The sequence below is a fragment of the Streptomyces sp. V4I2 genome (assembly GCF_030817655.1).
Taxonomy (GTDB): Bacteria; Actinomycetota; Actinomycetes; order Streptomycetales; family Streptomycetaceae; genus Streptomyces; species Streptomyces plumbiresistens.
The window spans coordinates 47738-59936 of sequence record NZ_JAUSZM010000002.1 but is presented as its reverse complement, the minus strand read 5'-3'; the positions used below and the strand labels follow the sequence as shown (position 1 = coordinate 59936).

Sequence of the window (12199 nt, the reverse complement as noted above, 5' to 3'; positions counted from 1 at the left end):
CTCAGCGCCGCCTTTGCCCAGCAGAGCTCCGGCGCCGCCACATCACGAGGGCGGCCAGGCCCGCGCCGGCCAGCACCAGCCGCCACACCGCTCCGGCGGCGTCGGCGTGGTGGTCGGCGGACGCGGAGTTCATAGCGCCGCGCTCGCAGTACGCCTTGGCCGGTCCCACGATCAGGTCGCACGGGTCCTCGTGCGCGGGGCGGGTGCCGGCGGCGAAAGCCTGCCCGGTGTGCGGCCACCACGGCTCCGGCACGCTCATCCCGATGGCCAGGACCAGCACGCCGGCGGCAACAGCGATCACAGTGAGGACGCTCGCGGCGGCACGGATGCGGCGGGAGCTGTCCCAGGAAGAAGAGATCATCGGACGTGTTCCTTCGGACGGGCATCAACGGCCTCACCGGCAAGCGACTCAGCTGCTGAACCTGGGTGCGTGGCGGCGTGGGTGCGGCGTCCCGGGGTGGTGGTGATGGACGACTTGATGCGCGCGATGTTCGGGATCACGGCCTTGACCCGGCCGGTGTTCTGCCGCGGGCAGGTCAGCAGGAACTCGCCCTCCCGGCCGCGTTGCCCGACGGGGGACAGGCCGGTGGTCACCAGCCGCAGCAGCTCCGGGTCGCCCGGGTCGAGTCCGACGAACTCCAGTCCGCGACGGGCGCGTTCACGGTCCGCCGTGCGGGCGAGTGCCCGGTAGGCCATCAGCCCGCGGTCGGGGCCGAGTTCGGCGGCGTCGTGGGAGGCAGCGAGCAGGCCGGCGCCGTGCTTGCGGCCGTCGTGGAGGATCTCGTGTACCAGGGCGGTGCCCTCGGCCGACGAGGTGAGCCAGTACAGCTCGTCCAGGACCACGGTGGTGAACCGCTCCGGGTCCTCGAATGCGGTCTGCCGGGCGATCGCGGCGATCAGATAGAGCACCGCGCGCCCGATCAGAGCCTCCAGCGGCTGCTGGTGCAGGACCTCGGGCTTGTCGAACGCCGCCTTTGGCGGCAGCTTCAGCCCGGTCGTGGTGATCACGATCATGTCGGAGGCGCTGGAGGCGTCCAGCCGCACCGGCGGCAGCGCCGGGTCGAACACCATCCGGGCCAGGGAGTTGGTGGACACCACCCGGATGAGGCCGGCCAGGGTGGCGGCCGCGTCCTGCCGCTTGCCCGCCTCACGGACGGCCATCTCCTCGATGACTTCCACCACGCGGTGCATGGAGGGGGCGTCACTGGCGGCGGCCTGCTCGACGGCGTGGTGCAGGACCTCGCCGTTGGTGCTCATCGGGCCGATGCCGAGCTGCAGGGTGAGGTAGGACAGCGCGTAGTGACAGCCCTCGGGGCCGTCGAACATCCGCAGCGGGTCGATCGACACCTCGGCCTTGGCGGCGTCGATGATCTGGACGCGGCCCTTCGCAGCCGTACGGGCGAAGGTGGCCCACTCGCGCACCGGGGTGCGGTCGATGCAGATCGCGCAGCCGCCGCGCGCCCACACCGCCTCCGCGATCAGCTTCTCCAGGACGCTCTTGCCCGCCCCCAGGTCCCCGACGATGCCCATCGACGCGGACGCATCCACTTTGGGCGCATCCGCCACGTTGATCATCACGGGGCGGCTGGTGCCGCAGTCCAGGTCGAGGCCGAGGAACATCCCGTTCGGGTCGCCGACCTCCGCGGTGGTGAAGGCCCCGCCCAGCGCCCAGTCCTCCGAGACCTGGTGCTGGGTGAACTCCCGCACCACACCCGGCCGCACCGTGCCGGGCAGCCCCAGCGTGAAGAGGGCCTCCTGCAGGCCGGCCGGGCGCACCGCCCGGTAGTCGGCGCCACCGAGCAGCGCCGCCAGGGCGCGGGCCCGCGCGTCGCAGACGGCGGCGGTCGGCCCCCACACCGTCAGCACGGTCACGGACTGCACCTCGACCTCGACCGAGGTGCGCGACAGGCGGGCGTCCAGCTCGCCCAGGTCACGGGCGGCCTCGGTCAGCGAGGCCGGCATCCCCGTGGGGCGGGCGTCGTACTGGTCGGCCTGGTCGATCAACTCGTTCTTCTTGCGCCGCACCTGATCCCGCGCCTTCTCCGCCGGAACGAGCGTGAGATCGACGGCGTAGTCGACGGGGAAAGCGAGCGTCTCCAGTTGGGCGAACAGGTCGGCTGCGTCCTGGCTGACCGCGGGCGGGCACTCGGCCAGCGCCAACTGCGCCTGATAGCCCACCCCGGCGTCGGATTCGACTTGCAGCCAGCGCCTGCGCAGCGGGGAGGCGGTGTTCAAACGCCACCACGCCTTGCGCCCCGACCGCGTGATCTGCCCCGCGCTCTTGAGGTCCTCGACGTCGTCCAGCTCCGGGTCGATGCCTCCTTCCTGCAGGCGGACTTGGCCAAGGTCGGCGTAGCTGGGGGAGCGCAGCACACCATCCCGGAGCTGCCCGCCGTACAGGTCGCTGGTCTCGGCTTCGGTGAGCAGCGGCTCCGGCAGACCGCGGTGCAGAGCGTGCTGGATCATCCACACGACCTCTGCCGGACGGGCCGGACGGAAGGCGATCCCGCCGGCGAGCGCAGCCTCCACCCGCAAGGCCTGCTCGCGGTAGCTGGCCACCTCACGCCGTGCCACCGGCGCCGGCCGCATGCCGAGCATCGAAGACAGCTCCGCCCACGCCGCGCCGAGCGACGCCGACACCTGCAGACCGGCCTGATCGGTCTGCAGCGGCACCGCCAGCCACAGCGTGCGGCGGTGCATCTCCTGGCCGTCCAGCAGATCCAGCGTGGCCTCGACGTTCTCCACCCACGGGTGAGGGCCGTCAGCCGGTGCCGTGTCGGCCGGTTCGATGCCCTCGATCATGCGCAGGGCGATCTCGCCCGGGTCGACCTGCGCACACAGCCCGATCAGCCGCGGCGCCCCGGACAGCGAGCGGATCAAGTGGGTGACCTTGGCGAGCTGTTCGTCGCGGACCGCGGCCGGCACATACGTGCCCTGGACAGTCTCCTCGCGGCGGCCGCGGGCGTCCGGGCCGGGGTGCAGGCGGTAGAGGGCCCACACGCTGCCGTGCGTCGCCCACACCAGATGCCCGGCGATGTGCCGGATCGGAACCCTCACCGCACACCACCGCCCTGCTCGGCGAGCGCGAGCAACTGCTGAACACCCGACACCGGCCCCACCACCGCCGGGGGAGCAGCCGACTCCGTGCGGTGGGGCGTGGACGAGCAAGCGGCGGCCGGGCTCGGGTGCGGCACCCGGTCGGCGGGCCGCTGAGCCGCACGCGACGGGGTGGCTGCCAGATCGGGGCTGGGTGTGTCCTCGATCGTGAAGCCGCCGAGCAGCGAGTGGGGAGCGCGGTCGCGGGCGGCCCGCCCGCCGATCCGCCCTCCCCTCGGCTGCCATCCCAGCAGCACCCAGCCCAAAGCGGCCTGCACCGGGGCACGGCCCCGGATCTTCGGACGGCGCACCGCCCAGATCGCCAGCAGCCACGCCGCGATCGGGACCGGCCCCAGCACCGACCACCAGCTGATGGTCTTGACCAGAAGGAAGCCGCCGACGACGGCCACCGCGATCTGCGCAGGCGTATACGGGCCGAGGGGAATCTTCCAGTCCGCGACCTTCCCCAGCACCCACGGGTGACGTCGGGCGGCGGTGTAGCAGCGCCCCACCCGCCCAGCGGCCGCGGCGCTCACAGCCAGCCTCCCGCGCCGGCAGCGTGCTCCCGCAGAGCCGGATCAGAACCGCGCACGATGCCGGGGACAGCGGGCCCGCCCTTGGCAGGGTTTTTGACCTCGTCCTCGAACATGCCCGAGAGGTCCTCGCGGGAGTTGTACAACCCCAGCGCGATGATCATCAGCAGCAGGGCGCCGATCCCCGCCTTGAGGCTGAACTTCTGGATCATGATCACGACGACGAGCACGAGCAGACCAGCCTGCAGACCCTTGGTCGCCCAGTCCTTGAACATGTTGATCCACGAGTCGCCGAGGTCGTCCAGCTGCCCGGCGAGGATCACGCTGTGCACGGTGTTCACCGCACGCCCCCGTTCTGGGCGGTGCCGGACTCAAGCGCGGCGACTTCCCACCGGCCCGAGCGGGCCGTGAACGCGAGCTCGTAACCCAGCGGCCACCGCCTCTCCTCGTCCCGGGCTTCCACCGACGCGACGATGCGCACCTTGGTGCCGTCGGCCGGCACCTGCTCGGCAGCCGCCGCCTCCTCGACGGCGAGCACCTGCTGCACCGTGACCGCCGTGTACGGGGCGGGGGCGACGGCGGTGAGCTGCACGCCGGGCGCGAGGTAGCGGTCCACCTCCCCGGCACCGGTCAGATAGGCGGTCAGGAACTCCTCGAGCGCGGAGGACAGATCACCCTCCGGGACACTCACGCCATACGACGACGCCGGCACCTCGGCCCGGGCCGGGCCGGCCACCACGCCCGGCGCACCGGCCACCGTGAACGAGGCGCCTGCGCGATCGGCGGCCACCGGCACCGCGTAGTACCGCACCGATTGATCGGCGTACTGCGCAGCCACCGTCACCGACCACGCACCGTCGGCGCGGTGCGCACTGCGCACCGCCGTCACGGACTGAGGCGCGGGCTGCGCAGCAGCGGCCGGGTCGGGCAGTTCGACGTTGGGCGCCATCGACTGCGCAAGCCGCGCCTGCACACTCGTCGCGTCATCCGCGCTGCTGCGCAACCACGCGGCTACGAACAGCTGCGCATAGCCGGACGGGTCGGCGGCGTGCGCAGTGGTGCGCACAGCGGTGGGCTTGGCCTCGGTGGCCGCCTCGACCACGGTCGGGGTAGAGGTGAGGGCGAGGCCCAGGGCGATCGGGCCGGCTGCGATGACAGTCCAGAACGCCAGGTGCGAAAGACGGACACGGCGGCGCATCGCCTCCAGCCGGGCGCCGGCCGCCATCGGAGCAGCGGCCTCGTTCTCCGAGGCCTGCTTGCCAGGAGACATGGTCAAACTCCCAGGTCAGAACGGATGTTGCTGACCTTGAGGAAACCCGCCGACCCCGACCCGACCACCGACCACGAGAGGCCGACCACGGTCACGATGGGGACACGAAGTCCGTGGTCGGGGTCATGGTCGGGCCGACCATGACCCCGACCACGGGTCTGCGCGAGCTCGTGACACTCACCCTGTCCTGCGCAAGCCCAGATGCCGGCGACCGCTGCGAGGGCTTCATGCCGCGCGGCCAAAGGACCCGCACACCAATGCGCAGACGGCGTCCGCCCGGGACGGCTGCGGAGCCTGCGCAGTGCGCCATCCCAACCTGCGCACGAGAGCATCAGGAACTCTCGGGCGGACTGCGCAGCCGCTGAGCGCCACCCGACTGCGCACGACCCTCGACCAGGTGTGCAGACCCGATTGCGCACCGCCCCTCCGGGGATACGCAACCGGACCTGCGCAATGCGTGCGCGTCGGGCTGACGCCGCGTGGTCGGCCCGACCATGAGCCCGACCACGGCAGCTAGACGGGCATGTTGCCGGATCGTGACCGATGGTCGGGGCCGGTGGCCGTCAGCCTGGTCGGGGCCGGCGAGTGAGCTGACGGCATGCAACACACGCACGCCTCCACGCCCAGGACCACCGGCCGTCCCACCTCGGCGAGCCCGGTGCGCCGCCGTGGCCACCGCCTGCGGCCGGCTGCGGGGGCACGGCGGTGAGCCGCTTCGGGGCGGGGATCCGCCGGGGCATGATGGCCGGCGATCAGTTCACCCAGGTCGCCAACGCGCTGTTCCGCGACGCCCGGCTGTCGTTCAAAGCGAAGGGGATCTTCGGGTACGTCAGCACGCACCGAAACGGCTGGCAGGTGGCGATCGCCGACCTGGTCCGCCTGGGCCCGGACGGACGGGAAGCGGTCCGTACCGGCCTGAAGGAGTTGGAGGCGCACGGCTACCTGATCCGTGAACGCCTGCGCCGCCCGGATGGCACCCTCGGCGAGATCGTCTACTGCATCACCGACCGCCCGGCCGCCCTGGACATCGCGCTGGGCGAAGCCGACGTGGTGGTCACGGCCCCCGAGACCGAGTCGGCCGGCGGGTTCTGGGCGGGGATCCGCCGGGGTGTGATGGCGGCCGATCGGTTCACCCAGATCGCCAACGCGCTGTTCCGCGACACCCAGTTGTCCTTCAAGGCCAAGGGACTGTTCGGACTGCTCTCCACGCACCGGGAGGGCTGGCGGATGACCGTCACCGACATCGCCCGCCGCGGCCGCGACGGCGAGTCAGCCGTCAGGAGCGGGCTGAAGGAACTGGAGAAGCACGGCTTCCTGGTCCGTGAACGCGAGCGCGACCCAGACGGCACCCTCGGCGCGGCCGCCTACGTCATTACCGACCTGCCCGCCCTGCAAAACACCAGGTCCGGGCCAGAGTCGGGTTTTCCACCAGTGGATGACCCTACGTTGGCTGACCGGCCCCCTAAGAACACCAACAGAAAGAAGACCACTCAGCAGCACACCAGCCCCCTCCCTCCCGGCGCCCGCGCAGCGCGACCGCGCCGCGAGGCACCACCATCCCCACGGACGGCACCGACCGCACCGGCGCCCGCGGACCTCGGACCAGGAATCCGCCTGCTGCTGGCGATCGGCGCGCAGCGCCCCGAACTGCTGCTGACCGACCAGGTCCTCGCCGAGCAGGGCCGGACCGTCACCGCCATGCTGGAAGCCGGCTGGACGCGCAAGCAGCTCCAGCACGTCATCAGCGACCGCCCTCTGCCCCAGCCGGTCCGCACCACCGTCGGCGCGATCATCGCCGCCCGGCTCCGCGCCGCCCAGGCCTACCCACCGCCCGCCACGGTGGCCGACCACCACGCCACGCCCCCGTGGCACGACCCGCCGCCGCGATCGGCCAGTCCTGCGGCCGCCCGCACGGTGAGCGAGGCCCTGACCTACCGGGCCCTCACCGAATGCGCCGGCTGCGGTATGCCCGCAACCGCCCTGGGCGAGGACCTGTGCCCGGCCTGCCTCGGCTGGCCGCCGTGCCGTTCCTGCCCGGGCCCCACCCCCCGGCGCGCCCGCCCCGACGGCGACGGCCGCTGCACCACGTGCGCCTCCATCTTTATCGACCCACTGGAAGGAAGCAGCCCGTGACGGACACGCTGCACACCCCACCGCCGGCCGCGGCCGCGCACCACCGGCACCCCTTCACCCGCGACCCGGGCCGGTGGCAGACGGAGCAATCCCGTGCCCTGCGCACCGGCCACGTCCGCGACCACACCTGCTCGGCCGCGTGTCAGCCCGTGCTCGTACACGAACGCACCCCATGGGACTGGCTCGCCTGGACCGTCCCCGGCGACGGCACGCTGCCCGAGGTCCCCCATCAGGTCGGGGTACTGACCCCGGCCGCGACCCGCACCCAGCGCCTGGCCCTGCGCTGGCCGACCAGGCGCCCCGCCCAGCGCATCGCCCTGGACACCGTCTCGGTATCCCTGCGCTTTTCCGCCGCTGCCGTCGCGCTCGTCAGCCTGCTCGCCGCACTGTTCGCCATGAGCCACGGCGTCCCCGCCGACGTCGCTCTGCCGGCGATGCTGCTCGCCCCGCTGCTCGCCGAGCACCTGCCCGGCCGACTGGACGCCCGGGCCCGCGAACACGTCCGCAGCGTCGAAGACGACGGCGCCTGCCGCTACCTGCAACGCCTCGCCGCCCTGCACACCTCGCTCGTCCAGGCCGCCGCCGCAAGCGACCGCTACGAACTGCGCCGCTGGGCCGAGATCGGCCACAACCTGCTGTGGGACGCCGCCGACCAACTCCAGACCCAGGACACCCGCGCGGCCTCAGCCAGCCTCATCGCCCGCGAACGGCTGATGCTCCAACTCGCCGACCAGGTCGCCCAGATCCTCCAGCGCACCGCCGAGGACGGCACAGCCAGCGCGGGCCAGACCCGCAAGCCCGGGCGGGGGTGACCACTGGGCCCGTACCCGCCTGGCGTCCGTCCGACGACACCCCGGGCACCTCGCCACACACCCGGCACGTCACCTCTGAAAGGAACCTTCCTCATGCCCCAGCCCGAACCTGGTCCGGCTGTCCGCACGTCGGACGTCTACTTCCTCTTCGCCCACGAGCCGTACTACCCCGGCCCCGGAACGCAGGAGATCAACACCACCGTGGTGGCCGCCGCCTCTCTGCTCCACCAGCAGGTGCGCCAGCCCGACGGCGCCCGGATCCATGACCTGCTCACCCAAGGACGGCAGCCGGGCCAGATCATTCCGCTGGCCACCCTCACCCACGAACTGAACGGCGGCGCTGACTGGCCTGCGATCGGCGACTGGGAGCGCGTCACCACCGACCTCGTCCAGCTCGTGCAGACACAGATGTGCGATGCCCTCAGCCTCGGACTCCCCGATATCGCCCGGGCCCTGATCTGCACCGGACCCGGCCCGGACAACCAGCTGCAAGCGATCAACCCTGCGGCGGGCGAGCTCATCGTCTACGGGCCGGACGACCGCGCCGAAGTCCTGGCCGAGGTGGACCTGTTCCTCACCGCCCTGGTGGCCGAGCAGCCTTTGTGGCCGGGCGAAGGCCTCCTGCCGCCGCGGTATGAGCGCACCTGAATCCGGCGTTGGCAGGCCGGCCTGCCACAGGTGATGGCGCTGAACGGCCATCTCCTGCTCGGCGGTGAGCCCAGACCTGCTCAGTAAATCTCCCCACCCAGGGGCAGACCTGCGAATGAGCGCCACAAGAGAGGGGCCGCCCGATAGCCAGCCAGCCAGCCAGGTCCAGGGGCAGGGGCGGACCAACTCGGCCGCGGACCGCCTGCTGAGGGCGGCACGCGCCAGAGCCCGCGTACGCGTTGAGATCTCGTGCCTGAGAGAGGCGGCCTTCACGCGGTGTGCGTCCCTGGCGGTACGGCGGTACGCCCGGAGGCGACAGCCAGCGGGGGGTCGGCAGGGCTCAGGTATGGAGCCAGTCCTGGCCGGCCGTCACCTCGCCTGCGATGCGACACCATTGGGCCTCCCCGCCGGGCAGAGGCCAGGCCCAGGTCGGCTGTTCTGCAGCGTTCAGGTCGTGAAGGAGGCGGACGAGCTGTGGGCCGGCGGTGGCGGCGCCGTCCGGGACGGTGGGGCCGTGGACGGCGCGGAGTTCGGCGAAGCGTGCCAGTTCGTACTCGTAGAAGCCCACGGCGTCATCGATGCGTGCGGCCAGGTCATCGCGCGGCACCGTGCGGTGCAACTGCAGCAGCGCAGGCTCGATGGACTCGGCGATCGCCGCGGCGAGCCGTGCGTGACCATCCAGGATCAGATGGCAGTCCAGGCCACTGACCCACCACAACAGGACGGGTGGGAGCGTCCCTTCCCGGGCCTGCTTGCGGTACGCCTTGACCCGGCTGTCGTCGGCACCGGGCATCGGCCGCAACGGAAGAACCTCCCACGATCCGGAGTGGACAAACCAGTCGATGTATCCGTCCGGATGGCCCTCGACGAGCATCGAGCTCCAGTACTGGGCATGCGCAGTGTCAGCGTGGCGCCAGCGCCGCAGTGGACTCTCGCACGAGAGCAGCCATCGGCCCTCGTGCAGCGGGCTGTCCGGCGAGTCGATGAGGTACTGCGCGAAGCGGTGAGCCCACCGTTGCGGGCTGCCCGCCAGGGCTCGCCCCACATCGGCGCGTAGCGGCGGGACAATGGAGCGGTACTCGTCGGTGCGCCAGAAGTCCACGCCCTGGAGCTGCTCGTCGACAACGGCGAGCAGCACAGGCCGCGACAGCCGGGAGACCAGCAGTCGCGCCCCTGCGCTGAACACGCACAGCCCCGGCAGGTGGCAGTCCTGTACGTCCAGGGACAGGCCCACCCAAGTGCCGTCGTCCCGCGTGACGTCGCTGCGCTGCATGCCGAGAGCGTAGACGGCTGCTGCAGGGGAGGTCGATGGCACTCAGCCGGCCGACTCGACCCGCACACTTCCCGAGCGGGTGGCTCCGGCCGGAAACACCCGCGGTGCTCGTTGAAGCTCCTCACTCCGTTGAACACGGGACGGAGCGAGGCGACGAGCGGCCCTGGCCGATTTCAGGGCTCTGTCCGCGATTGTGTGAAGGAGAGCCTGAGCGGCGTCAGCACGTGGGCGGCTGCCGTGTGGCCTTGGTCATCTGAGCCCTTGCTGGACATTGACGGCCCTCCGTCAGACGCACACGATGGCCTGCATGCGTTTCCTGCGGCGCGTGCGCCAGGATGTCACCCGGGGCGAGAACCTGGAGATCTACTCGACGGCACTGCTCTCCGTGACCTTGGCAGTGCTCGGAGCTCTCGATATAGCCAGCGGCAAGGTGCTGGCCGCCGCCACGCTCGCAACGCTGGCCCTGCTCTCCGGTGGGCTGCTCGGCAGCCGCAGGCAAGTATCAGAGTTGGCAGCGCAGGTGCGCTCCCGAATGGCAGGAGAGGTCTCGGCGGAAGACTTCCTGACCCATGACAAGCCTGACCTCATCGAGCAGGTACGTGGCGCGCAGGACATCAGAGTCGTCGGGGTCACGCTGTCGCGGACCCTGCGGAACCTGGTTGACGAGTTGCAGCGCCGTGCTGCCGCCGGAGCGACTATCAAGGTGGCGCTGATCGACGCGGCCACCTCTGCCCCAGCAGAGGCAGCTCGTCGCAGCACCCTCTCCGACCGGCCGACCGTGTTCGAGAATCGGCTGCGCCCGTCCATCGACCTGCTTCGAGAGCTGGTGGAGTCCCCGGGAACTGACGGAAGGATCGCCGTGCGCTTTCTGCCGTTTGTCCCTGCCTTTGGCCTCGTGCTGCTGGACCCGCAGCGGCCCAGCGGATGCATCCATGTCGACATCTACTCCCACAGCTCCGCTTCCGGAGACGCCGTATTCAGTGTGTTGCCAGACCGTGACGGCCACTGGTATCAACACTTTCAGGATGAATTCGATCGAATCTGGGCATTCGGACGGCCAGCCGATGCCTCGGACGGCTTCCCGCCGGCTCCTGTCGCCGTTCCGTGAACCGTGACCCCCTATCGGTCGATGAAAAGTGACCCCTTCCGTGATCAAGTGATCAGTCTGGCTCCATGGGAGTCAGGTGGAAGAGGTGATCGGTGTGGAGGACTGGGCTGAGATCCGGCGGCTCCACCGTGCGGAGGGCATGTCGATCAAGGGGATCGCGCGGCATCTGGGGATCGCCCGGAACACCGTGCGGCGGGCTGTGGCCAGCGACGATCCGCCGAAGTGCCGGCGGGCGCCGAGGGGCTCGATCGTGGACGCGGTAGAGCCGGCGATCCGTGAGTTGCTGGCCCAGTATCCGCGGATGCCCGCCACTGTGATTGCCGAGCGGATCGGGTGGGAACGGTCGTTGTCGGTGCTGAAGCGGCGGGTGCGGGAACTGCGGCCGGTGTATTTGCCGGCGGATCCGGTCTCCCGGACGGCGTATCAGCCCGGCGAGCTGGCCCAGTGTGACCTGTGGTTCCCGCCAGCGGACATCCCTCTGGGCTTCGGGCAGACCGGGCGCCCGCCGGTGCTGGTGATGGTGGCTGGGTACTCGCGGGTGATGACCGCGCGGATGCTGCCGTCGAGGCAGGCCGCCGATCTGGTGAGCGGGCACTGGGACCTGCTGTCCGGCTGGAATGCGGTGCCCCGGGCGTTGGTCTGGGACAACGAGGCGGCCATCGGTCGCCGCCGCGAGGGGCGGGTCGTGCTCGGTCATGAGTTCGCAGCCCTAGCCGGGCTGCTGGCCTGCAAGGTGATCTTGTGCCGGCCCCGCGACCCGGAGGCCAAGGGGCTGGTCGAGCGGGCCAACGGCTACCTGGAAACGTCATTCCTGCCCGGCAGGGTGTTCACTTCCCCGGCCGACTTCAACACGCAGCTGGCCGCATGGCTCGAGGTCGCCAACCGACGAGTGCACCGCACCCTGGATGCCCGCCCGGCCGAGCGGTGGGAGGCCGACCGGGCCGCGATGCTGCCGCTGCCGCCGACCGCACCGCCGCGCTGGTGGCAGACCTCGGTGCGGATCGGCCGGGACCACTACATCCGCCTGGACACCTGCGACTACTCCGTCCACCCGGCCGCGATCGGACGGATCGTGCGCATCGAGGCGGACACCGAAACGGTGCGGGCCCACCTGGACGGCCGCCTGGTCGCCGAACATACGCGCTGCTGGGCCCGCCACCAGACACTGACCGACCCCGACCACGCCGATGCCGCCACGGCGATGCGGCACCAGTACCGCCAGACCGGTGGGGTCGGCGCCGCGGCGGTGGAGGTCGCACAGCCGGATCTGCCGGCCTACGACCGCGTCTTCCAGCTGATCGAGGGCGGCGGAGGACAGGAGTAAAT

The 12199-nt window shown here is 71.2% G+C and carries 11 protein-coding genes; 5 read left to right on the top strand and 6 right to left on the bottom strand.

Going from position 1 to position 12199, the window contains the following annotated elements:
- Position 1: 1 nt before the first annotated feature.
- Genes QFZ76_RS00450 through QFZ76_RS00430 form a run of 5 tightly spaced genes read right to left on the bottom strand, consistent with a single transcriptional unit; the run spans position 2 to position 4899 of the window.
- Positions 2 to 361 carry a hypothetical protein gene (locus tag QFZ76_RS00450; protein WP_307671800.1) on the bottom strand — a complete coding sequence of 120 codons (360 nt, stop codon included), beginning with the start codon at positions 359 to 361 and terminating at the stop codon, positions 2 to 4.
- Positions 358 to 3057, bottom strand: a complete 2700-nt coding sequence (locus QFZ76_RS00445; RefSeq protein ID WP_307671799.1) for an ATP-binding protein — start codon at positions 3055 to 3057, stop codon at positions 358 to 360. The genes QFZ76_RS00450 and QFZ76_RS00445 overlap by 4 nt, the downstream gene beginning before the upstream one ends.
- Positions 3054 to 3632 carry a hypothetical protein gene (locus tag QFZ76_RS00440; protein ID WP_307671798.1) on the bottom strand — a complete coding sequence of 193 codons (579 nt, stop codon included), beginning with the start codon at positions 3630 to 3632 and terminating at the stop codon, positions 3054 to 3056. Before QFZ76_RS00440 ends, QFZ76_RS00445 begins: the two co-directional genes overlap by 4 nt.
- Positions 3629 to 3970, bottom strand: coding sequence for a hypothetical protein (locus QFZ76_RS00435; RefSeq protein WP_307671797.1), 342 nt, complete (start codon positions 3968 to 3970; stop codon positions 3629 to 3631). The genes QFZ76_RS00440 and QFZ76_RS00435 overlap by 4 nt, the downstream gene beginning before the upstream one ends.
- On the bottom strand, positions 3967 to 4899 hold the full coding sequence (locus tag QFZ76_RS00430) for a conjugal transfer protein (protein WP_307671796.1): 933 nt from the start codon (positions 4897 to 4899) through the stop codon (positions 3967 to 3969). The genes QFZ76_RS00435 and QFZ76_RS00430 overlap by 4 nt, the downstream gene beginning before the upstream one ends.
- A gap of 741 nt (positions 4900 to 5640) precedes the next feature.
- Between QFZ76_RS00430 and QFZ76_RS00425 the strand changes: the two genes are divergently transcribed.
- From QFZ76_RS00425 to QFZ76_RS00415, 3 genes are all read left to right on the top strand, one after another.
- The gene (locus QFZ76_RS00425; RefSeq protein WP_373464241.1) at positions 5641 to 7032 is read left to right on the top strand and encodes a hypothetical protein; all 1392 of its coding nucleotides are present in this window, start codon (positions 5641 to 5643) and stop codon (positions 7030 to 7032) included.
- A complete protein-coding gene (locus QFZ76_RS00420) occupies positions 7029 to 7844 on the top strand; it encodes a hypothetical protein (RefSeq protein WP_307671794.1) in 816 nt (271 codons plus the stop codon). The genes QFZ76_RS00425 and QFZ76_RS00420 overlap by 4 nt, the downstream gene beginning before the upstream one ends.
- A 93-nt stretch (positions 7845 to 7937) precedes the next feature.
- Positions 7938 to 8492 (top strand): hypothetical protein, encoded by a 555-nt coding sequence (locus tag QFZ76_RS00415; protein ID WP_307671793.1) that lies wholly within the window; start codon positions 7938 to 7940, stop codon positions 8490 to 8492.
- A gap of 340 nt (positions 8493 to 8832) precedes the next feature.
- Here the strand turns inward: QFZ76_RS00415 and QFZ76_RS00410 are convergent, their stop codons facing one another.
- Entirely contained in the window at positions 8833 to 9765 is a 933-nt protein-coding gene (locus QFZ76_RS00410) for a hypothetical protein (RefSeq protein WP_307671792.1), read from the bottom strand.
- A gap of 307 nt (positions 9766 to 10072) precedes the next feature.
- On the opposite strand from QFZ76_RS00410, the gene QFZ76_RS00405 reads away from it, so the two are divergent.
- Positions 10073 to 10873, top strand: coding sequence for a hypothetical protein (locus tag QFZ76_RS00405; protein ID WP_307671791.1), 801 nt, complete (start codon positions 10073 to 10075; stop codon positions 10871 to 10873).
- 85 nt (positions 10874 to 10958) lie between these two features.
- The gene (gene istA, locus QFZ76_RS00400; protein ID WP_307671843.1) at positions 10959 to 12197 is read left to right on the top strand and encodes an IS21 family transposase; all 1239 of its coding nucleotides are present in this window, start codon (positions 10959 to 10961) and stop codon (positions 12195 to 12197) included.
- Positions 12198 to 12199: the final 2 nt, after the last annotated feature.

Bases quoted from the DNA above. Each gene is read 5' to 3' on its own strand.
- QFZ76_RS00450 (WP_307671800.1), bottom strand. From the start codon at position 361: ATGATCTCTTCTTCCTGGGACAGCTCCCGCCGCATCCGTGCCGCCGCG.
- QFZ76_RS00430 (WP_307671796.1), bottom strand. From the start codon at position 4,899: ATGTCTCCTGGCAAGCAGGCCTCGGAGAACGAGGCCGCTGCTCCGATG.
- QFZ76_RS00425 (WP_373464241.1), top strand. From the start codon at position 5,641: ATGGCCGGCGATCAGTTCACCCAGGTCGCCAACGCGCTGTTCCGCGAC.
- QFZ76_RS00415 (WP_307671793.1), top strand. From the start codon at position 7,938: ATGCCCCAGCCCGAACCTGGTCCGGCTGTCCGCACGTCGGACGTCTAC.
- QFZ76_RS00410 (WP_307671792.1), bottom strand. From the start codon at position 9,765: ATGCAGCGCAGCGACGTCACGCGGGACGACGGCACTTGGGTGGGCCTG.
- QFZ76_RS00405 (WP_307671791.1), top strand. From the start codon at position 10,073: ATGCGTTTCCTGCGGCGCGTGCGCCAGGATGTCACCCGGGGCGAGAAC.